This window comes from Streptomyces sp. NPDC051018 (assembly GCF_044456085.1).
Classification (GTDB): domain Bacteria; phylum Actinomycetota; class Actinomycetes; order Streptomycetales; family Streptomycetaceae; genus Streptomyces.
Map to the genome: position 1 here is coordinate 188,309 of NZ_JBITFN010000014.1, position 24,970 is coordinate 213,278.

Below are 24,970 nucleotides of genomic sequence, written 5' to 3' on the forward strand. Positions count from 1 at the left end.
CACCCGAGTGAGGCAGGGAGCGGGGGATGGGCAGAACGTCTGACGTCCGGGTGCCGGACGTCAGTGTCGTCATCGCCGTCTACAACACGATGCCGTATCTCACGGACTGTCTGAACTCCCTGGTGAAGCAGTCCATCGGTCTCGGCCGCCTGGAGATCGTGGCGGTGGACGACGGCTCGACCGACGACAGCGGCCGGGAACTCGACCGGTTCGCGGCGAAGTACCCGAACACGGTCAAGGTCGTCCACCAGGCCAACTCCAAGGGCCCCGCGGCCCCCAGCAACCGGGGTCTGGAGATCGCCTCGGGGCGCTATGTCTACTTCATGGGCTCCGACGACTACCTCGGCAAAGAGGCTCTGGAGCGGATGGTCGCGTACGGCGACAAGCACGGCTCGGACGTCGTCGTCGGCAGGATGGTCGGCACCAACGGCCGCTATGTGCACCAGGCGCTGTACAAGAAGAGCGACCCGGACGTCAGCCTCTACGACTCCGCGCTGCCCTTCACGCTCGCCAACACCAAGCTGTTCCGGCGGGAACTGGTCGAGGCGCACAAGCTGCGCTTCCCCGAGGACATGCCGGTCGGCTCCGACCAGCCGTTCACCATCGAGGCGCTGGTACGGGCGGAGAAGATCTCCGTACTCGCCGACTACGTCTGCTATTACGCGGTCAAGCGCGGTGACGCCTCCAACATCACCTATCGCGCCAACCATCTCGCCCGGCTGCGCTGCACGGCCGACATCATGCGGCACGCCGCCACGCTGATCGAGGCCGGTCCCCGGCGGGACGCCGTCTTCAAGCGGCACTTCACCTGGGAGCTGGCCAAGCTGGTCCAGGACGACTTCCCCGCGCTGGAGCCGGAGACCCAGCGGGACGTCTGCGCCGGGATCGCCGCGCTCGCCGATCTGTACTTCACGGACGCGCTCCGGGACTCCATGGACGTCAAGCGGCGGGTCCGTATCGGTCTCGCCCAGCGGGGCGCGCTCGCCGAACTGGTGGAGTCGATCAGCGGCGGTCCGGTGACCTTCCTCATCGAGGACGGCCGGGTGTACGCCCGGTATCCGGGCTTCCGCGACCGCCGGCTCGATCTGCCCGACCGGCTCTTCGAGGTCATCGGCGACGAGGGCCTGCCCGCGCTCCTGGCCGAGGGTACCGGGCTGCTGGACGCGGCCTGGGAGCAGACCGGTGAGCGGGGCCGGGACATGGCCGTCGCGCTGAGGGCCCGGGTCCCGGTCGTCGGCGAGCCGGGCGCCCTCTCGCTGCGGCTGGCACCCGACGCGCTGCCCCGGAGCGCCGACAAGCCCGGCGGCCGGCGGCTGCCGGGGGGCGCCGCGCTCCCCGCGCCCGGGGACCGGCCCACCCGCGAGGTGAGCGACGACGGCACCGGTACGGTACTGGGTGCGACGTTCCCGCTGCCGCCGCGGCGCGCCTCCCTGGGGGTCCGTGTCTATGTCGACATGGTGGGCGCGACGTACGAGATTCCCGTGAAGACGAAGGACCGGCCGCTGCCGCTGGCCAGGCGCTGGAGGGAGGGGACCCCGTACCGGGTCTCCGCCGCCGGTGACCGCAGGGGCAGGCTGGTGATCGGTACGGCTCCCCTCTGGGGGCCGCCGCCCGGCGCGGGCAAGCGACTGCGCCATGTGCTGTCCCGTGTGAAGAGGAAACTGACCCGATGAATATCTGTGTAGTCGCGCTCGGCAAGATCGGCCTCCCGCTCGCCGTGCAGTTCGCCGCCAAGGGCCACAAGGTCATCGGCGCGGACGTCAACGAGAAGGTCGTCGAGCTGGTCAACGCCGGCACCGAGCCGTTCCCCGGCGAGCACGACCTCGATGTCAAGCTCAAGCAGACGGTCGGCGCGGGCCTGCTGTCCGCGACGACCGACACCGCCGCCGCCGTCGCGCGGTCCGAGGCCGTCGTGGTCGTCGTCCCGCTGTTCGTGGACGCCGAGGGCACCCCCGACTTCGGCTGGATGGACTCGGCCACCCAGGCGATCGCCAAGGGCCTCAAGCCCGGCACCCTGGTCTCGTACGAGACGACCCTGCCGGTCGGCACCACCCGCGACCGCTGGGCGCCGATGCTGGAGAAGGGCTCCGGCCTCACCGCCGGGAAGGACTTCCACCTGGTCTTCTCCCCGGAGCGGGTGCTCACCGGCCGGGTCTTCGCCGATCTGCGCCGCTACCCCAAGCTCGTCGGCGGTATCGACGAGGCGTCCGCGAAGCACGGTGTCGAGTTCTACGAGCAGGTGCTGGACTTCGACGAGCGCGAGGACCTGCCGAGGCCGAACGGCGTGTGGGACCTGGGCACCGCCGAGGCGTCCGAGCTGGCGAAGCTCGCCGAGACCACCTACCGCGATGTCAACATCGGCCTGGCGAACCAGTTCGCGCGCTTCGCAGACAAGAACGGCATCGACGTCAAGAAGGTCATCGAGGCCTGCAACTCGCAGCCGTACAGCCACATCCACCAGCCCGGTATCGCCGTCGGCGGCCACTGCATCCCGATCTACCCGCGGATGTATCTGTGGAACGACCCGGAGGCGACCGTCGTGCGCTCGGCCCGTGAGGCCAACGCCGCGATGCCGGAGTACGCCGTCGATCTGCTGGCCGCCGCCTACGGCGAGCTGACGGACGTGAACGTCCTGGTGCTGGGTGCCGCATACCGGGGCGGGGTCAAGGAGACCGCGTTCTCCGGTGTCTTCGGGACCGTCGAGGCCCTGAAGGCGCGCGGCGCGGTGCCGTACGTCTCCGACCCGATGTACACGGCCGAGGAGCTGGCCGCGCACGGCCTCACCCCCCACAGGGGCGAGAAGGTCACCGCCGCGGTCCTCCAGGCCGACCACGCCGAGTACCGGGAGCTGGCCTCCTCCGATCTGCCGGACGTCACCGTGCTGGTCGACGGCCGCCGGACCACCGACCCCGCGCGCTGGAGCGGTGTCCGCCGGGTCGTCATCGGCGGCTGAAGCGGATCTGATGGGATCTGGCGGTTCTGCTGGGATCTGGCGGATCCGGCCCGGCCTGTTCGGGCCTGATCCGTTCTGATTCGTCTGATCCGTGCTGATCGCGGAGAGGCGGTCACCCCTCGGGGTGACCGCCTCTCCCCGTGTGTGTGCCCGCCTGCCCGTTACGTCAGGAACCCGGCCAGCACCGAGGCCGTCTTCGTACCGTCGTGGAACTCACGGGCGAACGAGGCCGAGCGCCTGCCCAGTTCCATCGTGGCCGTACGGTCGTCGAGCAGGGACTCCAGCGTCTCGCGCAGTGTCTCCGGGGTGGCGTTGACGATGGGCAGCTCCGGCGCGTACCGCTCGCGGACGCCCTCCGTCAGATAGGCGACCACCGGTTTGCCCGCCGCCATGCCCTCACAGGCGAAGGTGCCGTAACTGCCGATCGCGAACTGGTCGACGACGATGTCGCAGTCGCGCACCATCTCCCGCATCCCCGCCCACTCGATCCCCTCGGCGAGCCGGAACTCGATGATCCCGCGGTCGTGCAGGTCGTTCAGCACCGGCAGCACCCGGTCGGTGCCCTTGGTCCAGCGGGTGGAAGGGGCGTGCAGGACGACGGGCCTGGCGCGCTCCATGACGGGCCGGTCGCAGGCGAAGGCGTCCACATTGACGACCAGAGGGGCCCAGGTCGCGGTGGGGAGGTCGTCGAGGAGGTCGGGCGTGGTGACGAAGGTGGGCAGTCCGGTGCGCTCGACGAGGGCGCGGTTGCGTTCGGCGACCGCGGTCAGCCGCTCGGCGAGTCCCTCGGGCGCGTCGTTGAAGTGGGAGTTCGGGTGCCGCTCCCGGTGTCGCCCGGGGTGGCGTACCTCGCTGCCGTGGGCGAGCAGGGCGACCTTGAGCCCCGGGCGCAGCAGGGCGGGAAGATCGCCCTCGATGTGATTGCCGTTGAAGCGGCCGAGCAGCGGGTGGAAAGCGTCGGCGAGGACATGGGTCGAGTGGGCGAAGACCCGCTCGATCTGCTCCAGCTGGACCGTGAGACGGCCGAGCTGGGAGGAGTCGAGCCGGATGTCCGCGGGGTACCGGAAGCCGCCCGAGGCGGCGGCCGCCGTGATCACCTGCGCCGACACATCGGGGCGGGAGCGGCATACGGCGTGGGCGAAGGAGGAGAGCTGGCCCGCGTAGTTGGCGGGGCCGAGGGTGAGCCGGACGGGGGTGTCACGGCTGATGGGCGTCCAGATGGGGACGGGGCCCGAGGGGGCTTCCGGGGCGACGGCGACCGGTTCGAGGGCGGGGTGTCCGGCCAGCTCCGCGAAGCGGTCCAGCAGGGGGGCGATGTTTTCCTCCCAGCTCCGCGCGGCGGGCGGGCCGGCCGCGATGTTCTCGACGACGGCCTTGGCGAGTTCGCGCGGCCGGTCGCCCGCGCTGACCAGACGCAGTCCCGCCAGCGCGTAGCGCGCGGCCAGCAGATCGCGGTCCGGGAGGCCGGGGAGCGCGGGCTCGGGGCCCGTGATCGCGATGTCCGCGGAGGCGAGATAGGCGTCCAGGTCTCCGGGGCGGTTCCCGGGCGGCGCCGGCAGATGGACCCGGTCCCGTAACCCGGCCTCGTCGGCGAGGCGCAGCAGTTCCTTCACGGGGGCGGAGCCGCGGTCGCGCAGGACCGCGAGATGGTGGTCGCCCAGTTCGGCGAGCGCGCCGACCACCGTGCCGGGCGGCGGAGCCGGCAGCGGGCCGTCGGGCCACACCCACAGGGGTCCCGCGCCGTGCAGGCCGCACAGATCGCGTAACGCGGGCCGTGGGTGGCCGCCCGTGGGCGCGGTGGAGGCGTTGGGTGCCTCCCGGACGACCACGACCCGGTCCGGCGGGACCGTCCCCTCGGCCGGCTCCGGTATCGCGGCGGTCACGGCGTCCGCCTTCCCGGCGAACTCCCGCACCAGCGCGTCCAGCGCGTCCGCGTCCGGGGCGGCGGGGTCCCGGTCGGCCCACACGGCCTCGTACACCCAGCGGGTGGACAGGCCGAGCGTCCGGAGCCGGGTGACGCTGATGGAGGCGGTGGCCAGCAGGCCCGCGCCGACGACGAGCACGACGGCGGGCCGCAGCCTCTCCAGCACCGGGCCGAGGGCGACGTCCCGGTCGAGCAGGGCGGGCCAGCGGGTGCCCCAGTCCCCGCGGGCGGGCCTGCGGTCGCGCCGTTCCTCCCAGCGGAACACATCGGCGCGGACCCGGTGCGCGGTACGCCTCAGCCGCAGCCATGCCTTGAGCGCCGTCCGGGCGGTGCCGCCGCGCTCCGCGGCCCGCGCGCTGGTGACCCGTACCCATGCGTGGTGCGCGGCGCGCACCCGGTCGTACGCGTCGCGGTCGGGAAGGCCCAGCTGGGTCAGCCGGCGCAGCCGGTGCCCCCTCCCGGTGCGGGCGGCCCGGGCGCGCAGCGCCGTGCCGACGGGCACCCGGACGACCGAGACGGACTCCAGGGAGCCGCGCTCCGTGCTCGCTCCGCCACCGGGGCAGAGCACGGTGACGTCCCAGCCCGCCCGGGCCGCGGCGAGCGCGGTGCGGCCGGTTCGGTCATCTGGAGCGATATCGCCGTCGGTCGTCAGAATGACCAGACGGGCAGGCATTGCTAGCGAGGGCATCGAGGCCTCTCCTGCCGGGGAGCAGTCGTGATCGGGGACGGCCCGCGGGCCCCGGCACCTTTCCGCGAACGGGCGTGGGCAGGGAGGCCGGGTTTCGGCCGGGGGCCGGGCGGGTCGGTAAATCATTCTAGAGTTCGGGGAGTTGGGGCCGGGAGGGTTCGATCCGATGGCGCGTACGGAAAATCACGGTAGACCCGTGCATATGCGTGTGCCCCGCGTGCGTCGCGTGATCCCCCCGAAGGGGGTAGCGCCTGGGAGATGACGGTTTTTCATACTCTGTGACGGATGTGGCCCAGTGCGGTGGCCGGGTCGGATGTTCCCGGACGGGTGCGGCCGGTGGGGTGGGTGCGGCCGCTGTTTCCGGTGGAAGCGCGGCCGTGGGGCGTACGCCTCGGGGGAGCGGGGTTTCCGGGCTGTCTCCCGGGGCCGTTGCCGGGGTCGCAGAGAGGGCCGGCGGGGTCGTTGGGCAGGCTCCTCGGCCGGTGTCGCCGGGCTTGCCCGGGGCCGTCGTCCCGTTGCGGGGGCCCTTGGCGCGCCCGGCAGAGTGGGGCGGCACGTCAGGGGACGGGGCCGAGTGGGGCCGGCGGCTTCCCGGGGCCGGTCCGTGAGCGGAAGGAGCCGGGGAGCAGCGCCTGAGACCGACCCTGCCCGCCGGTGTGCGCCCGGGCGAAGGCGCCAGAGGTCGTACGGGATCCCCGGGGGCCGTCGCCGGGTGCCGGGCGGCCCGGGCAGCGGCTCCGCCGGAACCGGGACCGCGTCCATGACACCCGCGTTTCGTGACACCCGCGTTTCGTGACGCCCGGCGTCCATGGCACAAGCGGGCGGGGACCCGGCACACCAAGGCGGAGGGCCCGCCCCGGCGGCCCCGAGGGCTCCCGGGGCCGGGGCGGGCCGTTCACGGCGGCGTCACCCACGGGCCGCCGCCCCGGACGTGCCCCGGGCCGCCGTCCCGTTGAGGCGGGCGCGGCGACCCGGTCTTACCGCTGGTCCGGAGTGCCCAGCAGGAGGTGGTCGAACGCCTCGGCCACCACCGGCCAGTCCCAGGTGGCGATGGCGTGCTCGGACGCCATCCGCGCCTGCTTGCGCCAGACCTCCTCCGAACCGGTCAGCGCGAGGATCCGGTCCGCCGCCTCACGCGGGGAGGCGACCACCCAGTCCTGGGGGAAGAGGGTCCGCGCACCCGTGGCACCGCGGGCGAAGAACGGCCAGTCCCGGCCCACCGGCACCGCGCCGCTCGCCGCGCCCTCCACGAAACCGCAGTGGAAGCTCTCCCGGACCGAGGAACTGAGGATCACCCCGACCCCGGTCAGCGCGGCGGGCACGTCGTCGAGCTGCCCGAGGCGGCGGACCGCCCCCGCCTCCTCCAGTCCGGCGAGGTCCTTCTCGTACTCCCGCGCATACGCCTTGGACGCAGCGCTCAGCCGTGCGTCGACGTCGGAACCGATCAGGAACAGCCGGTAGCGCTCGTCCGACTCCCGCAGCAGCCGCAGCACTTCGATCGCCCAGCGCGGGTCCTTCGCCACGGCCGAGATACCGATCAGCGCCAGGGTGAACCGCGCCTCGGCGTCCTTGGGCAGATCGTAGGAGGCCAGATCCATCGCGTTCGGGATGACATGCAGCGCGGGCGCGTGGGCCTCCCGCAGCTGCGGGACCGCCGCCACCGTCAGATCCCGCAGATGCGCGCCGACGAAGATCAGGTCGTCGACCCGCGAGAGATCCGTGAGATACGGCCAGGCGCTGAAGGTCTCATAGCTGTGCAGCCGTACGACGATCCGGGTGGTGCCCGGGTCCACGGCCGTGAACAGGGCGGCCGGAACGGTCATCCAGTCGACGAACACCGTGTCCGCCCAGTCCAGATGGGGCCGCAGCCGCCGCTCCAGCAGCTCGCCGACCTCCGGCGCCCCACCGAGCCGGAACTCCGCCACCCGGTCCGCCGAGACCTTGGCCAGCGCGGGGTCGTCCGCCACGTCGAGCACCCGGACCTCCACGTCCGGGTGACTCTCGTAACGGTCGCGGATCTCACCGAGGAAGTGGTCGTTGCGGCGGACCACGAACAGCAGCCGCAGCGGCCGTCCCACGGGCGGGGCGGCGGCGGGGACCGCACGCCCGGCGGGCCGGGAGAGCGCGGTGACCGCGCTGCTGTGCCACAGGGGTGCCGGGAACTCCCCGGGGGCGTCCGCGAGCGGCGACTCGGTGCGGTCGAAGTGCAGGACCCGGTGGAAGACCAGGCCCATCGCCCGCATCACCGACGCGGCGGCCGGCTTCTTCCTCCCCGCCGCCAACAGGGTGTCGGCGCACCCGAGTTCGGCCTTCACCGCGTCGGCGAGACCGCCCGGGACCCGGCCGCGCGCGAGATCGAGCCGGGCCGCGTCGCCCAGCAGCCGGGCGCGGTGGCGCGGGTCACGGGTGCGCCCCGCGGCCGAGGTGAGGGCCAGCACCGCGCCGCCGGGACGGTTCGCCTTGCGCATGCCCTCGCCGACCCGGCGCGCGAGCTTGAAGCGCACGTCCTCGGGCAGCCCGGGAGCGGTCACGGCGGCCCGCCACAGCCGGGCGCCGGGGCCCGTGCGCAGCACCCTCGGGCCGATCGCGCCCCGCGCGACCTTCTTGGGAGCGCGCAGGACCCGGCGCTTCGCTCCGCGCGCCACGGCACCGGCCCGGGGCAGCGAGGCGACGAAGTCGGCGCGCAGATAGTGCCCGCCGCGCGAGCTGCGGTCGGCTACGGCACGGGTCGCCGCGGCGACCCCATAACAAGCGTGCGCGGCCCGGTTGATCCGCGCCAGCTGCCAGACCGTGTAGACGGCCTGGATGTCCAGGGCCACGATCACCTTCGCCCGGCGGGCGACCGAGAGCAGCGCGCCGTCCTGCCGGGCGGCCTGCCACACCGGGCCGCCGTCCTTGGCCCCCCGGGCGGCGGCGGCCGCCTTGGGGCCCTTGGCGCCCGCCGCGAACGACTGCCGCGACACCAGGCCCTCGGCGTCGGGGAGTTCGTCCAGCGGGGGGAACCCGGCCAGCCGGACCCGTACCTCTCCGCTCTTCGCCAGGTCGCGCACCGCGGCCGCGAGATTCTCGGCGCGCGGGGCGGTCGACGCGACCAGCAGTACCTCGATCACGCCTGCACACTCTCCGCCCGGGCGTCAGCGCGGCCGGACCGCTCACCGTCGTGCCGCGCCTCGATCAGCTGCCGTACGGCGGGCTCCATCACCGCGTCCCGGGCGAACCGGGCCGCGTGGTCGCGCGCCGCCCGCCGCTGGGCGTCGTCGGCCTCAACGGCCATCCGCGCCGCCGTGCAGAACGCCTCGGTCAGGAACTCCTCGTCCAGGCCGCCCGCCCCGGTCCACAGCGGATGGCCCTCCAGCATGGCCGAGGCGTCGTGGTCGCTCTCGTGCGCCGAGAGCACCGGCAGGCCCGACGCCATGAACTCGTACACCTTGCCCGAGGTGACGAACCGTCCGCCGACGAGCATCAGGACGAGCGCGTCCCAGCTGTTGTACGTGGCGGCGACCTCGGCCTTGGGCACCGGCCCGCCGAAGGTGACACCGTCCGGCTCGGCCGCCCGGATCAGATCCATGTGCTTGTTGGCCTCGCGGCTGGCGCCCGCGCCGATGTGCCCGCGGATCTCGAACCGGGAGCGCGCCACCAGCGGGTCCCGCTCCCGCGCCGCGCGCCACGCGTTGAGCACCGTCTCCAGGAAGACGGGCTTGAAGTTGACCGACCCGAGATAGCCGAAGACCAGCCCCTCGTCCTCGCGGGGCACGGAGGTGACCGGCGGCAGGCTGTCCTTGTCGAAGCCGTTGCGCACGACGTGGACCCGGTGGGCCAGTTCCGGGTAGCGGTCCCGGTAGAAGTCGGCGATGGGGTCGTTGACACACCAGATGCCGATCGCGTCGCCGAGGACCTTCGACTCCCAGCGGCCGGACACCGAGTCGTGCTCGAACGCCTCGCCGCCGCCGATGACATCGACGGACCAGCCGTCGCGGAAGTCGATGGCGTACGGCACCTTGTGCGTCTCCCACAGCTTCCACGCGGCGGCGAGATTCACATACGGAGCGCAGCTCGCCACCAGCAGATCCGCCGGGCGCTCCCGGTGGATGTCGACGACCGCGCGCTCCAGTTCCTCGCGCCAGCCGCCGAACACCGGCTCCGGGAAGTGCTTCAGATGGCTCTCGCGCTCCCGCAGCGCCCACTGGGTGGGCTGGAGCGCCCGCTTCTCCGTGAAGCGGCGGATGTCCGTCTCCAAGTCCTCGCGCACCAGCGGCAGTTCGACGATGCTGGTCCGTGGGTCGACCGCCTCGGAGAGCGTGTGGTCGAGACCGTACTCACGCTCCCAGCTCTCCTCCAGGATCGTCACCACGGTCACGTCCCAGCCCTGGGCGATGAACTGGTTCGCCGTCTCGCGCATGCGGTACGCGCAGCTCTTCGCCGCCGGCGGGAAGCCGATCGCCAGATAGATCAGATGCGGCCGGCCGGGCTCGGTCACCGGTGCGGGGCCGCCCCGGCGGGTCATGGGCCTGTTGTCGCGCCCACGTGAGCTGAGACGCTTGATCGGATTGCGCAAGGGGGAACTCCGCTGTCTTCAGGGCCGGGCAGGTGGGTCAGTTCTGGTCGGCGAGGACCTGGACGACACGGCGGGCGGCCTGGCCGTCGCCGTACGGCTCACCCCGCTCGCTGTCGGGGGCGGGCCGGGTCGCCGTCTCGGTCCAGGCGTCCCGGTCGAGGCTCCGGGGGTCGGGCACGAGCTGGTTCCAGCGGTCCTCCAGGGTCTCCACCCACTCGGTCTCCGGGCGCAGCGTGGTGCAGGCGCGGCCGAGGAGGAACGCCTCCTTCTGGAGACCGCCCGAGTCGGTGACCACACCGGCGGAGCGCAGCACCGCGGCGACCAGACCGGCGTACGGCAGGGGGCGGCCGACATGCAGATTGCCGCGGCTGAGCTTGAGGCCGTAGCTCTCGGCGCGGGCGTTCAGCCGCGGGTGCGCCAGCAGCGCCACCGGCACCGGCAGCTCGGCCAGCGAGTCCAGCAGTCCGGCCAGCCGCTCCGGGTCGTCCGTGTTCTCCGCGCGGTGGAGCGTGGAGACGAGGTACGGGGCCTCGGGGTCGATGCCCTCCGGCAGCTCCGGCAGCGGGTGCTCACCGGCCAGCACCGCGTCCCGGATGCGCAGGCACACATCGACCATCACATCGCCGACCAGGACGGAACGCGACGCCAGCCCCTCGGACGCGAGATGGCGCATGGCCTCCTCGGTGGGGGCGAGCAGCAGATCGGCCGCGTGGTCCGTCATGACCCGGTTGTGCTCCTCGGGCATCCGGCGGTTGAAGGAGCGCAGCCCTGCCTCCAGGTGCGCCACCCGGTAGTGCAGCTTCACCGCGGACAGCGCGCCGGCCAGCGTCGAATTGGTGTCGCCGTAGACGAGGACCCAGTCGGGGCGCTCCTGTTCCAGCACCTTGTCCATGGCCGCGAGGACGGCGCCGGTCTGGACGCCGTGGCTGCCGGAGCCCACGCCGAGGTGCACATCCGGGTCGGGGATGTTCAGGCCCGAGAAGAAGACGTCGGACAGATCGGCGTCGTAGTGCTGACCCGTGTGCACGATCACATGGTCATGAGGAGTGCCGGCGAAGGCCGCCGCGATCGGGGCGAGCTTGACCAGCTGGGGGCGAGCCCCTACGACACTGAGGACCTTCACGGTGGTACTGCTCCTTGCTGAACGAGAATGAACGGGATTGAACGGTACTGACGAGAATGAACAGATAAAGAACGGATCAGCGGGATGAACAGGGCGGACGGGGTCAACAGGGCGAGGGAGCTCAGGCGCCCGAGGGCGCGCCCGCCGACCCATGGTACGAGGGTCCGCAAAACCGGCCCGCGCCGCGGCGGGGACCCGGCTCCCCGGTCCGGCACGACGCGGTGCCCTCCGCCAGGTCTGTAATCCCTACAATCTCTGTATTCTCCGCAATCTCCGCAAGACGGGCCCCGGTCACGGCAGTACGGGAGGCAGCGTGCCCCGGATCTCCGGATCTCCGGATCTCCGGATCTCCGGATCTCCGGATCTCGGGGTTTTGCGGTTTCCGGGCCGCGGACCCGCCGGCTTCCCTGCTCGTGGGGGTCACCGGCCCCCGGACTCGCCCGACTCCCCGAGTTCACGACGTCCCGAGTTCCCGACGTCTCCGGCATTCAGGTCTTCCGGCTTCCCGGACTTTCCGGATCCTCGGCGACAATGGACACGGCAGCTGTGTCGTTCATAGCACCTTTGCCCGGGACGGTATGCTCCCTTGGCCGTAGTGAGCCACGAATAGCCAGTGTGTACCGGCTGCCACGCAGGCGTCGCATCAGATCGAGGAAGGCATGTGCATGGAGCTCGACAGCGCCACGGAGGCCCGGAGAACCCGGGGGCGGGTCGTCATGCTCGTCGACAACACCGTCCGTAACGATTCGCGGGTCCAGAAGGCTGCCAGGTCCGCTGCGGACGCCGGGTGGGATGTCGTTCTCTTCGGGCTCTCCCCCAACCGGGAGCACCACAAGTGGAACATCGGCCACGCCGAGGTCCGTCTGGTGCCCAAGCCCTCCCCGATGGGCCGCCACCGTTTCGAACTCCGCCGCCCGCTGCTGCGCCAGCCGCTCGCCTACCGCAGCGACGACCACGCCAAGTACCGTATGCAGGCCGCCAAGGCGTGGCGCTCCGACCTGAACTTCCGCCGTGCCGCCGAGGCCGCGGACGGTCCGGGCGCCAACAGCGCGAGCGGTTCCCCGATGCGTCTGGTCGTTCCCCGCGTCAGCGCCAAGGTGTACAGCAAGTGGGTCGGTCTGCGCGCCCGCCAGACCCGCCGGCTGCGCGCCAGCCGCAAGGACCTGTCGGCACCGATCGACCGCGCCACGACGGCGATGTGGCAGAAGCTGCGCGGTGAGCGCGCCTGGCGTTCGCTGATGCCCTATCTGTGGGACTTCGAGCTGACCTTCGCCCACCACATCGACGAGCTGAAGCCCGACATCATCCACGCGCACGACTTCCGCATGCTCGGGGTCGGCGCGCGGGCCGCGGTGCGCGGCCGGGCGGCCGGGCGGCCGGTGAAGCTGGTGTGGGACGCGCACGAGTACGTGCCCGGTCTGCACTCGCCCCACCGCCGCTGGCTGCTGGCGCACATCGCGTGGGAGAAGGAGCACGTACCGTTCGCCGACGCGGCGATCACCGTCTCCCCGACGCTCGCCGAGTTGCTGAAGAAGGACCACAAGCTCAAGGAGATGCCGGCCGTCGTCCTCAACGCGCCGGTCATGAACCCGGCCCCGGAGGAGCTGGCCGAGGCGGAGCCGGTGCCGGACCTGCGCGAACTGTGCGGCATCGACAAGGACACCCCGCTGCTCGCGTACGTCGGCGGCATCAACCCGGTGCGCGGTGTGGAGACGATCATCGAGGCGCTGCCGTCGCTGCCCGATGTGCATGTCGCCCTGGTCTCCATCCCGCCGGGCAAGCGGTTCCCCGCGCTCCGCAAGATCGAGGAGTTGATCGAGGAGCTGGGTGTCGGCGACCGCGCCCATGTCCTGCCGTTCGTCCCGCACTGGCAGGTGCCCGAGTTCCTGTCGGCGGCGGACGCGGCGGTCAGCCCGCTGCACCATCTGCCCAACCACGAACTGGCGCTGAGCAACAAGTTCTTCGAGTACTCGCACGCCCGGCTGCCCCTGGTCGTCAGCGACATCCGCACCATGGCCGCGATGGTGGAGAAGACCGGTCAGGGCGAGGTCTTCCGCGCCCAGGACACGGAGGACTACATCCGCGCCGTGAAGGCGGTGCTCGCCGACCCCGGCCGCTACCGCAAGGCGTACGAGAAGCCCGGTCTGCTGGAGGGCTGGACCTGGGAGCGTCAGGGCGAGGTCCTCGACGAGGTCTACAGCAAGCTCCTCCCGGACCGTCCGAAGCTCGGCTGAATCCCGCCCGTCCGGGACCGGCCCCGCCCCTGTTCCCGGGGGCCGGGGCCGCTTCCGTTTCAGGGGACGGGCCGTACGGAGAGGGGCGGGGAAGCGCCGGACCGGACCTCCGTCCGGACGGCCCCGTCCGGACCTCGCCCGTCCGGCACCGCGCCGAGCCGTCCGGCACCGCGCCGAGCCGTCCGGCACGAGCGGCACGGCGGTGCGAGCGGTACTCGCGGTGCGAGTCGTACGACGGTGCCGGGCCCCACGGCCGGCGCGCGGAGTGGAACCGGTCCGAGGCCGGGACGGCGGATTGGGGTGCGGGCGCCGGCACGGCGGATTGGGCGGCGGGCGCCGGTACGGCCCGGTGGCCCCGTAAACCCCCCGCCGGAAAGCGGTGTTGAGCAGCGGCGGAACCCGTACTCCGCCGGAGCCGCAGCCGGCCGGGAGCCATGGCTCGGGCCGTGGCCGTGCGTGATGCCATGATAGTTTTTCGTCCGTGTTCCTCCCGCCGACAGCACGGGCGGCACCGACCGCGCCCCCGGCACAGGGCCTCTTCGAGGGCCGGGACCCCCGCGTACGGACCGTCGGCAGGCGGAGCACGGAACCGGCCGTTCGACGGTCGCGGGAAACGGTGGAATCGGGACGCACCTCTTCGTCCTCGAACCTGGACGCGGTGGAGGGCCTCGCGGCATGACGCATGTACTTCTGATCGCGGGCGCGGTACCGCAGCCCGCGGTCCTCAGGGCCTCGCTGGAGAAGTTCCGGGCCGAGGGCGCCATCGTCCGGCTCGTGGGCATGTTCGACGCGCCGGAGCTGAGGGAGGGCCTCGGCGACGAGAGCGCCCGGCTCGAAGGGCTGCGCTCGCTGACGGAGGCCAACGAGGCACGGGGGGCCGCCTTCGCCAAGCGCGTCGCCAAGATGCCCGCGCCCCGCCGGGTCTGGGCCAGCGCCGAGGGCGACGCGCCGACCCGCCGCTGGGCCCGGAAGGCGCAGGTCCTGGTGGCGCTCGACCAGGGCGCGGTGTACGCCACCTGGCAGCTCGCCCAGCGCAACCGCCGCGCGCACGCCGTCTTCGGCACCGCCCCCGGGCTCAAGGCCGTCGCCGACCGCCGCGACCGCCCCCGCCACTACCGCATCCAGGACGCGCGCAACTCGGTGCCCAGCCCGGCGCACGCGGCCCGTACCACCAAGCGCACCACCCGGCGGGCCATGGGCAGCGCGCTGCGCCGGGCCTCGTCGCCCGCCGTGATGCGCACTTCCGTCGGCGCCAAGGCGTGGCGGGTCGCCGTCACCGCGCCCAAGGTGCCGGACGGGCTGCGCGCCAAGCTCGCCCGCAGGGTCAGCACCTCCATGGCCAAGGGCGGCCGCAAGGCCGGTGCCGCGATGGTGCTCGCCTCCGCCGCGCAGCTCACCGCCAACCGCGGGCTCCAGGCCGAGCTGTACGCCGAGTCCGCCCGTACCGACCTCAATAGGGGACATGACAACCCCGGGGGCCGGGCCAAGGCCATCGGGGCGGCGCTCTCCCAGGCCGACGCCCGCCTCAAGAAGGACGACACCAAGGGCGCCGCCGCCGCACTGTCGAGCGCCCTCGGCATCGCCTTCCACCGGGCCATCCACTCCGACGGCCTCTCCTCGCCGCTCGCCGCCGACCCGTCCGCGTACCTCGCGCCGTTCCGCGCGGGAAAGGCGTACCAGAAGCTCATCGCGCCCGGCGGCCGTGCGCTGCCCGCAGCGCCCGCCCCGACGGGCCGGCCGCTGCGGCTGCTCGTCACCACGTACTACTACGACAACTTCATCAAGCCCGTCCTGGACCGCTACGGCGACCACCCGGACGTCGAGATCCGCTACTTCGACGTCAAGGACGACGACATCCTGCGTCCGCTGGCCCGCAGCGGCGGCCGGATGCTGGAGTACGCCCTCGGCGGGCAGAAGCCCTTTGGCCATCAGGTGGAGGCCGCCCTGCGCCCCCACCTCGACTGGGCCGACATCGTCTTCGTCGACTGGTGCACCAGCGCTGCCGCCCTCTTCACCCAGGTCGACCCGGGCACGACCCGGATCGTGCTGCGGCTGCACAGCTATGAGGCGTTCACGCACTGGCCGCACCTCGTGGACTACTCGCGCGTCGACGACATGGTCTTCGTCGGCAGCCATCTGCGCGATCTGGCGGTGGACATCCTGCCCCAGCTGCGGCAGGAGTACGCACCGAAGCTGCACGTCATCGCCAACGCCATGGACCTGGAGCCCTTCCAGCGGGAGAAGGACTCCGCCGACGCCCGCTTCACCCTCGGTCTCGTCGGGGTGAGCGCCGTCGCCAAGGACCCGCGCTGGGCCCTGGAGGTGCTGCGCGAGCTGCGCGCCCGGGACCCGCGCTACCGGCTCGTCGTCATCGGCGACGGGCTCGACCGCAAGGCGAGCGCGACCGCCCGCGCGTACGACGATCTGCTCCAGAAGGATCTGGAGGAGCTGTCCGACGCCGTCGAGCTGGTCGGCCGCACCGACGACGTACCGGGCGCGCTGACCCGTGTCGGGGTCATCCTCAGCAGTTCGGTCCGCGAGTCCTTCCACTGCGGTCTGGTGGAGGGCGCCGTCAGCGGTGCCCTGCCGGTCGTGCGGGACTGGCCCTTCTTCGCCGGGAAGGAGAACGGCGCACGCACGCTGTTCCCGGCCGACTGGGTCGTCGCCTCCCCGAAGGAGGCCGCCGAGCGCATCCTGGCCCACACGCTCTCCGAGACGGACTGGCGCGCCACGACCGCGTCCGCGGCGAAGCACTCCCTGTCCACCTGGGACTGGTCCGTGATCAGCAAGCAGTTCGACACCCTGATCCTCGGCACCCCCGCCTGAGCAGTGCCCGGGCAGGCCCCGGTCAGAGGGCCTTTCCGGGGGCGGGCGGTGCCCTGCGGGCCTTTCCGCGGGCGGGCGGTGCCCCGCCCGGGGCCGCGCGCTCACGGGGAGGTCGTGGCGACGAGGACCACGTAGCTGCCGTAGGCGCCGGAAACCAGGGTGCCCGCCGTCAGAATCGTGCCGATGACCGGGGGACGCGACCGTGCCAGTGCCTTCGCGACCGGGATGATCAGGACGAACGCGGGGATCAGCAGCCGGGCCTTGGAGTGGAAGTACTCGCTGCCGCCGAGGGCGACGACGAGGACCACGGCGGCGTAGATCAGCAGCGGCGCCGGCTGGCGCTGGAGTGCGCAGATGATCAGCAGGGTCACGGCACCGCAGAGCGTGGTCGTGATCACCAGTGCGGTGAGGGTCCCCGCACCCTTCACGGTGAAGACGTCGACGATCCGCCCGTAGGTGAAGACGCCGAAGTCGAAGCGCGTGCTCCAGCGCTCCTGTACCCGGAAGTAGCCGTCCCAGCGCCCCGCGCGGTGGCCGACCCAGCCGAACCAGGCGACGAGCCCCATCGGTGAGACGAGCAGCGCCGTCAGCAGACGCGGGACGGGCCGCTCCCCGTCCGGTCCGGGCCGCAGCAGGGCCCAGAGCGCGCAGAGCGCGACGGCGGCGACCACGGCGGCGCCCGTGGGGCGGGTCAGCCCGGCGAGCACGGCGAGGGCGGTGGCACTCAGCCACTTCTTGGTGAGCACCGCGTACAGCGCCCAGGCCGCCAGGGCGGTGAACAGGGACTCCGTATAGGCCATGGACTGGACGACGGCGTGCGGGACGATGCCCCACAGCACGGCGGTGATGATCGCGGCCCTGCGGTCGGCGAGATGCTCGACGACGGCGAAGATGCCCCAGGCGGCCACCAGGGAGAACAAGAGGGCGATGGCCCAGGCGATCGTGACGGGGGAGAGCGGGATGATCCCGCTGATGCCGCGGATCAGCCCCGGATACAGGGGAAAGAAGGCGTAACGGCACATCTCACCCTGGAGCGCGCAGTTCTGGGTGTAGCCCGATTCGGCGATCCCCAGATACCAGCCGCTGTCGAATCGTGTGGCCAGCAGGTCGTGCAGCGGCCGGTCGGTGCTCAGCTCGATGAGTACCAGGTTCACCAGCCTGACCAGGGCGTATCCCGCCAGGGCGGGCCAGGCCCGGACGGCTGCGGCGGTCAGGCGCCGGACCCGGGAGTGCGTGGTGCGCCGGAAGGCGGGTGTGGTGGCGGCGGGCCCTGCGCGGAGCTGAGTTCGCTGCATTGTCGTTCTTTCTCGGTCTGGGAAGCGGGCGGCCTGCTGGGGGAACGATCATTCGGTCGGGCGTGATCGACAGCTGGACATGCTGAAATGTCATGAGATGTGCTGAAAATGAGGGAACAAGTAGCAGGTGGCGGGCATGCGGATGGGTGCAGCGACGACCGCGCGGACTGGTGTGGGCCCGATGGGCTGCCGGCCCGGGTGGGCCGGGCCGTCCGCGCCGGTCTACCCGAGCGGGGTCATGGGGCCGGCTAGGGGAGGCGGGAGCCGAAGCGGCTTCTGAAGCCCCAGGCGGTGACCCGCCACAGCGCCTCGAAGGTGATCGAAAGGCTCATCTTGCTGTGCCCGTGCTTCCGCTCGACGAAGGTGATGGGGACCTCGACGACACGGAACCCGGCCCTCACCGTGCGCCAGACCAGATCCACCTGGAAGCAGTAGCCCTGGGACTCGACCCCGTCGAGGCCGATGCCCTCCAGAGTCTTTCTGCGGAAGGCGCGGAAGCCGCCGGTGGCATCGCGGATCGGCAGACGCAGGAGGGTCCGTGAGTAGAGGCCGCCGCCGCGGGACAGAAGCCGGCGGGACAGCGGCCAGTTGACGACCTTCCCGCCGTGAACCCAGCGGGAGCCGAGCACCAGATCGGCATCGGGCAGGGCCGCGAGGAGCCTCGGCAGTTCCTCGGGGCTGTGGGAGCCGTCGGCGTCCATTTCGACGAGGACGTCGAAGTCCCGGGCGAAGCCCCAGCGGAAGCCGGCCAGGTAGGCGGCACCGAGGCCCGCCTTGCCCGCACGGTGCAGCACATGAATGTGCTGGTCGGCCTCGGCCAGTTCATCGGCGAGCTCGCCCGTGCCGTCGGGGCTGTTGTCGTCCGTGATCAGGATGTGCGCTTCGGGCACCGATGATCTGACGAGCGTGACGATCGGGCCGATGTTCTCGGCTTCGTTGTACGTTGGAATGATCACAAGCACAGCGCCGAGAGGCCCGGATGTGTGCGGTGTGCTGTCCGGCATGCTCTTCCCCCTTGAAGGCAGACGCGGAGACCCGGCACGGTGCGGTCGGTCCTTCTCCGCGGTGGGCCTCTGCGTTACATGAGGGCTTGAGTAGCTGGACGGCCCGCGCCGTTGCAGCGCGGGCCGTCGATCTGCGCGTGATAACCGACCGGTGAACCGTGTGGGCCCGGCGGCTCCGCTTCGGCGGGACTAGAGGGCGCGTTCGGTCAGGACGCCGTCCTTCTCCTCGTACGCCTCACCCGTCTTCGGGCACTCCCAGACCCCCGGCTCACCCTCGCGCTCCACGAGCTTTACGCCCGCCCGGCCGACCCAGCCGACCCGGCGCGCGGGCACGCCCACGACCAGTGCGAAGTCGGGGACGTCCTTGGTGACGACCGCCCCGGCCGCGACCATGGCCCAGCGGCCGATCCGGATGGGGGCGACGCACACCGCCCGCGCGCCGATGGACGCGCCGTCCTCGATCCGCACCCCGACGGCCTCCCAGTCGCCACCCCGCTTCTGCTTGCCGTCGGGGTCGACGGAGCGCGGGTTGTGGTCGTTCGTGAGGACCACGGCGGGGCCGATGAAGACACCGTCGCCCAGCTCGGCGGGCTCGTAGACCAGGGCGTAGTTCTGGAGCTTGCAGTTGTCGCCCATGCGCACGCCCGTGCCGACGTACGCGCCGCGGCCGATGACACAGCCCTCGCCGAGCCGGGCGTCCTCCCGGATCTGCGCGAGTTCCCACACGCTGCTGCCGGCACCGATCTCGGCGGTCTCGGCGACCTGGGCGGTGGGCTGGACCCTGTAGTTCACTGTTCTGCCTTCCGGGCGGTGCGGGATACGGGCGTACGCAGGGTGGGAGCGTGTGGCGCGGTCGGTTCCCTGACGTCGGTGGGAGCATACGTGCCACGGTCGAACGGCCCGCGGGCACCGGGAAGGCGGCCCGGGAAGGCGGGCTTGGGAAGGCGGCCTGGGGAGCCGCGCTCCGGGGAGCCGGGGGTCAGGGCGGGCCCGGGCTCCGGGAGCCACCGGTCCTCCCCGGCCCGGACGGCTCCCGGACAGCACGCCGAAAAGTGCCGGTGATCCGGTCGCCGGGTGCCGCGAGAGGCCCGCGGGGACCCGGTTTGACCCCCCTGGCCCCGCCCCCGTAACCTTGACCGTCGGCGTGTCTGTCGCACGCCAGCTCCTGAGCACCTCCCTCCGGCTTCCGCCCGGAGAGGCCGCTCACCCCATCCGGACAGTCACGGGCCCCGGCCCGTGCGGGCGGCTGGCATCAGGAGTTTCCGTTCCGAGCGAGAGAGAGATCCGCGTGTACGCCATCGTGCGCAGCGGTGGTCGCCAGCACAAGGTTGCTGTCGGCGACATCGTTGAGGTTGACAAGATTTCCACCGCCAAGGTTGGCGACACGGTAGAGCTCTCTACCCTGCTCGTTGTCGACGGCGACGCCGTGACCAGCGACCCCTGGGTCCTGGCCGGTATCAAGGTCACGGCCGAGGTCGTGGACCACCACAAGGGCGCCAAGATCGACATCCTTCGCTACAAGAACAAGACCGGTTACCGCCGTCGCCAGGGCCACCGCCAGCAGTACACGGCGATCAAGGTCACCGGCATCCCCACGGCTGCGAAGTAAGGGACTGAGGAGAGATGGCACACAAGAAGGGCGCATCGTCCACCCGGAACGGTCGCGACTCCAATGCTCAGCGGCTCGGCGTGAAGCGCTTCGGCGGTCAGGTCGTCAACGCCGGTGAGATCCTGGTCCGCCAGCGTGGCACCCACTTCCACCCCGGCTCGGGCGTCGGCCGCGGCGGCGACGACACCCTGTTCGCGCTGCAGGCCGGTGCGGTCGAGTTCGGCCGGCACCGTGGCCGCAAGGTCGTGAACATCGTTCCGGTCGCCTGACCCAGGCAGCCGGACCACGGTTCTCATCGCGAGGGCGGACCTCACTTTCCGTACGGATCTCCGTAGGGGAAGCGGGTCCGCCCTTCGCGTGTTACGTCTAGGACGGAGCCCACAGCAGGCGGAGCCCCCGTCCCACGGAGCCCCGTCCCTCGGGGCGCGGCCGAGCCCTAGTTCCACGGTCCGGTTCCCCGGGACGCGGACGCCGCACGGCGGACACCCCGGTCCCGTAACCACCCGATCCACAGCCTGTACCCACCCCGATCCACAGCCTGTACCCACCCTCGATCCACCCAGTAGTTGACGTTTCTGGAGGCACATCCCATGACCACCTTCGTGGACCGCGTCGAACTGCATGTCGCCGCGGGTAACGGAGGCCACGGCTGCGCCTCCGTACACCGTGAGAAGTTCAAGCCGCTCGGCGGCCCCGACGGCGGCAACGGCGGGCGGGGCGGCGATGTCGTCCTGGTCGTCGACCAGTCGGTGACCACGCTGCTGGACTACCACCACAGCCCGCATCGCAAGGCCACCAACGGCCAGCCCGGCGCCGGTGACAACCGCTCCGGAAAGGACGGCCAGGACCTGGTCCTGCCGGTGCCCGACGGCACGGTCGTCCTCGACGGGCAGGGCAATGTCCTCGCCGACCTCGTCGGACAGGGCACCACCTTCGTCGCCGGCCAGGGCGGCCGGGGCGGCCTCGGCAACGCGGCCCTCGCCTCCGCCCGCCGCAAGGCCCCCGGCTTCGCGCTGCTCGGTGAGCCCGGCGAGGCGCGCGACGTCGTGATGGAGCTCAAGACGGTCGCCGATGTGGCGCTGGTCGGCTATCCGTCCGCCGGGAAGTCCTCGCTGATCTCGGTGCTCTCCGCAGCCAAGCCGAAGATCGCGGACTACCCTTTCACCACCCTGGTGCCGAATCTGGGCGTGGTGACCGCGGGCTCCACCGTCTACACGGTCGCGGACGTCCCGGGGCTCATCCCCGGCGCCAGCAAGGGCAGGGGCCTCGGTCTGGAGTTCCTCCGCCATGTCGAGCGCTGCTCGGTCCTCGTACACGTCCTGGACACGGCGACCCTGGAATCGGACCGCGACCCCGTCTCCGATCTCGATGTGATCGAGGAGGAGCTGAAGCAGTACGGCGGTCTCGACGACCGGCCGCGCGTGGTCGTCCTGAACAAGATCGACATCCCGGACGGGCAGGATCTCGCGGAGATGATCCGCCCCGATCTCCTGGCCCGGGGATACCGCGTCTTCGAGGTGTCGGCCGTGGCCCGTACCGGGCTCAAGGAGCTGTCCTTCGCGCTCGCCGGGATCGTCGCGGAGGCCCGTGCCGCCAGGCCGAAGGAGGAGGCGACCCGGATCGTCATCCGTCCGAAGGCCGTCGACGACGCGGGCTTCACGGTCACGCTGGAGGACGACGGCGTCTTCCGGGTACGCGGTGAGAAGCCGGAACGCTGGGTGCGCCAGACCGACTTCAACAACGACGAGGCCGTCGGCTACCTCGCCGACCGGCTCAGCCGCCTCGGTGTGGAGGACCAGCTGATGAAGGCCGGTGCCCGCGCGGGCGACGGTGTCGCCATCGGCCCCGAGGACAACGCGGTCGTCTTCGACTGGGAGCCGACCGTGATGGCGGGCGCCGAGATGCTCGGGCGCCGTGGTGAGGACCACCGCCTCGACGCTCCGCGCCCGGCCGCCCAGCGCCGCCGGGACCGGGACGCCGAGCGGGACGAGGCCGAGCGCGCGTACGACGCCTTCGACCCCTTCAAGTGAGCCGGGTGAGCGCCCGATGGGTGCCCGCCGAGCGCCTGCCGCATGCCCGGCGAGCACCCGCCAAGCGCGCGGTGAGGCGTCCATGAGCGGGTCCGCTCCCTCCGCCGCGCCCTCCATTCCGGGAGCGGGCGGCGGAGGGCGCGGACCGTGCCCGGCGACCGGCCCACCGGGCACGGAACGCCCGGCCCGGCATCGGATCGGCACCATCGGGAACACCTGTCGGCGGATCGGACGGGCAGGACTGTGAACGGCCGCCGCGGACAGGGAGAATCGGTCCGGCAGACGGTGCGACCTCTCGCACCCGGAAGGCGTCCTGCAGCCCTGACCCGGAGGACCGTGACCCGGTGGGCGGCCGGCGTCGTGTTTCCGGGGCAGAGCCACAGCGCCCCAGAACAGTGAACGGAGCCTTGATGAAGATCTCCTTCCTCATTCACACGATCTACGGCATCGGCGGCACCATCCGCACCACGCTGAACCTGGCGGAGGAACTCGCCGACCGTCATGAGGTGGAGATCGTCTCGGCCTTCCGGCACCGCGACATCCCGCTGTTCCCCACGGACCCGCGCATCAGCCTCGTCCATCTCGTCGACACCCGGCCGAAGTCGCCGACGTACGAGAAGGACGACCCGGTCCACCAGGAGCCCTCCGAGTACTTCCCCCGGAGCGAGGCCCGTTACCGGGAGTACAGCAGGCTCACGGACGAACGCGTGCGCGCCCACTACGCCGGTTCGGACGCGGACGTGGTCATCGGGACCCGGCCCGGACTGATCGCGTACGTCACACAGTTCGCGCCCGAGGGCGCGGTGCTCATCGGCCAGGAGCACATGACGTACCACCACCACAAGCCCGAACTGCGCGAGGAGATACGCCAGTACCTCGCACGGCTGGACGCCTTCGTGACCGTCTCGGAGGGCGACGCGGAGGTGTGGCGGGAGCACATGCCGCTCCCGGACACCCGCATGCTCTCCCTGCCCAACAGCGTGCCCGAACCGGTCGTCGCCCCCTCGGACCTGGAGGGCAGTCTGATCGTCGCCGCGGGCCGGCTCTCCCGCGAGAAGCGGTACGACGTCCTGATCACGGCCTTCGCCACCGTCGTCGAGGCCCGGCCCGAGTGGCGGCTGCGCATCTGCGGCTGGGGCCCGGACAAGGACCGGCTGCGCCGCACCATCGACCGGCTCGGCCTCCACAACAGCGTCCAGCTGATGGGCCCGCGTTCCCCGATCGAGCCCGAGTGGGTCAAGGGCGCCATCGCCGCCTCCACCTCCCGCAGCGAGTCCTTCGGCATGACCCTCGTCGAGGCGATGCGCTGCGGACTGCCCGTCGTCAGCACCGACTGCGACTACGGCCCGCGCGAGATCATCACGGACGGCGAGGACGGTCTGCTGGTGCCCGTCGGTGACGCCGACGCCTTCGCCGCGGCCCTGATCGCACTGATCGACGACAAGCCGCGACGCCGTGAGATGGCCGCCGCCGCGATCAGGAACGCCCGCCGTTACGACCCGGGCGTCATCGCCAAGCGGTACGCGGACCTCTTCGCCGAACTGGGCGCCGGCTCCTCGCAGCGCGCCACCGCCGCGCCCGCCGCCCCGCGTACCCAGCCCTTTGCCCCCGTGGCCGACTGCGTCGCCGAGGCCGACGGCTCACTGACCGTCACCGTGGTCGCGCCCCAGGCCGCGGCCCTGAAGCACCCCGGGCTGCGGCTGGTCTGCACCCATATCGAGGGTCACGCCGACGAACGCGTCTACCCGCTGCGGCCCGACGGCACCGCCGTGATCCCGGCCGGCGACGAGTTCGCCGACGGCCACTGGATGTGCCACGCCGACGATCCCCGTACGGGACGCAGGGTCCAGCTGACCGCCCGCGCCGTGGACCAGCGCGGCTCGCTGAGGGTCGCGGAGCGGCTGAGAACCGACTCCGGGGTGCGCCATCTCGTACCCCACCGGCGCGCGCCCCAGCAGCATCTGGTGCTGCGCTCCTGGGTACGGCCCGTACATGTCGAGGCCGCCGACGTCGTACCGTCCGGCCAAAGGCTCACCCTGACGGGCCGCCTGGTCGGGCCCGTCGAGCCGTCCGGCGAACCCTCCCTCGTGCTGCGCCGCCGGGGGGACGTCAACGACGAACTCGTCTTCCACGGCACCCGCGAGGGAACCCGGGGCTTCTCCGCCGCCATCGACTGCGAGGCCGCCGCCGAGCGGCTGGAGGGCGAGCAGGAGTACTGGGAGGTCTGGCTCCGTTACGCACCTGGGCAGGATCCGGTGCGCGTCGGGCGGGTCCTTGACGACGTGGTCCGGAAGAGTGACGTCTTCGTCTACCCGGACGTCCTGGTGCACAAGCAGCGCTCCCTGCTGCTGGCCCGCCGGGTGCTGCGCAAGCTCCGGGGACAGGACCAGCGGCTGATCAAGGTCGCCCTCGCCTACAACGCCACCAACAGGCTCGTGCTCCATGTCGGGGACCGATGAGCATCTGCCGTCAAGCCCGCCACGCCGTCTGTAGAACCCACCACTCTGTGTCGTCCCTCACTCCGCTTCTCCGTGAGGAGAGCGTCAACCTCGCCGGTCACCGCGTGAACCCCTGGTGTACCGACGGTGTTCCGCGGACGGGGTCCGCCTTGCGGGACGGTCACGCAGAGTGCGACCATCGCTGCGTCCCCCAGTCGTTTCAAGGTAGGTCGTTTCGTGTCAGTGCTTCGTGAGGCCAGGCCCCGTACCACGGCAGTCGTGCTGGCGGGT

Annotated in this window: 15 protein-coding genes; 8 read left to right on the top strand and 7 right to left on the bottom strand. The window is 71.9% G+C overall.

Annotation, left to right across the window (positions count from 1 at the left end; all coding sequences use genetic code 11):
- The first annotated feature begins 26 nt into the window (after positions 1 to 26).
- Entirely contained in the window at positions 27 to 1,673 is a 1,647-nt protein-coding gene (locus ACIBCM_RS23955) for a glycosyltransferase family 2 protein (protein WP_399246380.1), read from the top strand.
- A complete protein-coding gene (locus tag ACIBCM_RS23960; RefSeq protein WP_399246382.1) occupies positions 1,670 to 2,953 on the top strand; it encodes a nucleotide sugar dehydrogenase in 1,284 nt (427 codons plus the stop codon). Before ACIBCM_RS23955 ends, ACIBCM_RS23960 begins: the two co-directional genes overlap by 4 nt.
- A 161-nt stretch (positions 2,954 to 3,114) precedes the next feature.
- Here the strand turns inward: ACIBCM_RS23960 and ACIBCM_RS23965 are convergent, their stop codons facing one another.
- The 4 genes from ACIBCM_RS23965 to wecB form a co-directional block, all read right to left on the bottom strand.
- Positions 3,115 to 5,565 carry a glycosyl transferase family 1 gene (locus ACIBCM_RS23965; RefSeq protein ID WP_399246383.1) on the bottom strand — a complete coding sequence of 817 codons (2,451 nt, stop codon included), beginning with the start codon at positions 5,563 to 5,565 and terminating at the stop codon, positions 3,115 to 3,117.
- 977 nt (positions 5,566 to 6,542) lie between these two features.
- A complete protein-coding gene (locus ACIBCM_RS23970) occupies positions 6,543 to 8,675 on the bottom strand; it encodes a hypothetical protein (RefSeq protein WP_399246385.1) in 2,133 nt (710 codons plus the stop codon).
- Positions 8,672 to 10,069: a glycosyl transferase gene (locus ACIBCM_RS23975; RefSeq protein WP_399246387.1), complete on the bottom strand. Its 1,398-nt coding sequence runs from the start codon at positions 10,067 to 10,069 to the stop codon at positions 8,672 to 8,674. Before ACIBCM_RS23975 ends, ACIBCM_RS23970 begins: the two co-directional genes overlap by 4 nt.
- An 88-nt stretch (positions 10,070 to 10,157) precedes the next feature.
- The gene (gene wecB, locus ACIBCM_RS23980; protein ID WP_399246389.1) at positions 10,158 to 11,243 is read right to left on the bottom strand and encodes a non-hydrolyzing UDP-N-acetylglucosamine 2-epimerase; all 1,086 of its coding nucleotides are present in this window, start codon (positions 11,241 to 11,243) and stop codon (positions 10,158 to 10,160) included.
- A gap of 665 nt (positions 11,244 to 11,908) precedes the next feature.
- Between wecB and ACIBCM_RS23985 the strand changes: the two genes are divergently transcribed.
- Together ACIBCM_RS23985 and ACIBCM_RS23990 are read left to right on the top strand one after the other, a co-directional pair.
- Positions 11,909 to 13,477 (top strand): glycosyltransferase family 4 protein, encoded by a 1,569-nt coding sequence (locus ACIBCM_RS23985; RefSeq protein ID WP_399246391.1) that lies wholly within the window; start codon positions 11,909 to 11,911, stop codon positions 13,475 to 13,477.
- Positions 13,478 to 14,152: 675 nt separating this feature from the next.
- On the top strand, positions 14,153 to 16,303 hold the full coding sequence (locus ACIBCM_RS23990) for a glycosyltransferase (protein ID WP_399246393.1): 2,151 nt from the start codon (positions 14,153 to 14,155) through the stop codon (positions 16,301 to 16,303).
- Between the two features lie 101 nt (positions 16,304 to 16,404).
- Here ACIBCM_RS23990 and ACIBCM_RS23995 read toward each other — a convergent pair whose 3' ends face one another.
- From ACIBCM_RS23995 to ACIBCM_RS24005, 3 genes are all read right to left on the bottom strand, one after another.
- Positions 16,405 to 17,598, bottom strand: coding sequence for a glycosyltransferase family 39 protein (locus ACIBCM_RS23995; RefSeq protein ID WP_399246394.1), 1,194 nt, complete (start codon positions 17,596 to 17,598; stop codon positions 16,405 to 16,407).
- Between the two features lie 248 nt (positions 17,599 to 17,846).
- A complete protein-coding gene (locus ACIBCM_RS24000) occupies positions 17,847 to 18,602 on the bottom strand; it encodes a polyprenol monophosphomannose synthase (RefSeq protein WP_399246396.1) in 756 nt (251 codons plus the stop codon).
- A gap of 189 nt (positions 18,603 to 18,791) precedes the next feature.
- The gene (locus ACIBCM_RS24005) at positions 18,792 to 19,394 is read right to left on the bottom strand and encodes an acyltransferase (RefSeq protein WP_399246397.1); all 603 of its coding nucleotides are present in this window, start codon (positions 19,392 to 19,394) and stop codon (positions 18,792 to 18,794) included.
- A 496-nt stretch (positions 19,395 to 19,890) separates the two neighbouring features.
- Between ACIBCM_RS24005 and rplU the strand changes: the two genes are divergently transcribed.
- From rplU to ACIBCM_RS24025, 4 genes are all read left to right on the top strand, one after another.
- Positions 19,891 to 20,211: a 50S ribosomal protein L21 gene (gene rplU / locus ACIBCM_RS24010; RefSeq protein WP_114036861.1), complete on the top strand. Its 321-nt coding sequence runs from the start codon at positions 19,891 to 19,893 to the stop codon at positions 20,209 to 20,211.
- Between the two features lie 14 nt (positions 20,212 to 20,225).
- The gene (gene rpmA / locus ACIBCM_RS24015) at positions 20,226 to 20,480 is read left to right on the top strand and encodes a 50S ribosomal protein L27 (protein ID WP_358823549.1); all 255 of its coding nucleotides are present in this window, start codon (positions 20,226 to 20,228) and stop codon (positions 20,478 to 20,480) included.
- A 321-nt stretch (positions 20,481 to 20,801) separates the two neighbouring features.
- Positions 20,802 to 22,241 carry a GTPase ObgE gene (gene obgE / locus ACIBCM_RS24020; RefSeq protein WP_399246400.1) on the top strand — a complete coding sequence of 480 codons (1,440 nt, stop codon included), beginning with the start codon at positions 20,802 to 20,804 and terminating at the stop codon, positions 22,239 to 22,241.
- 410 nt (positions 22,242 to 22,651) lie between these two features.
- Complete coding sequence (locus ACIBCM_RS24025; RefSeq protein ID WP_399246402.1) at positions 22,652 to 24,700, top strand: glycosyltransferase family 4 protein; 2,049 nt, start codon at positions 22,652 to 22,654, stop codon at positions 24,698 to 24,700.
- Positions 24,701 to 24,970: the final 270 nt, after the last annotated feature.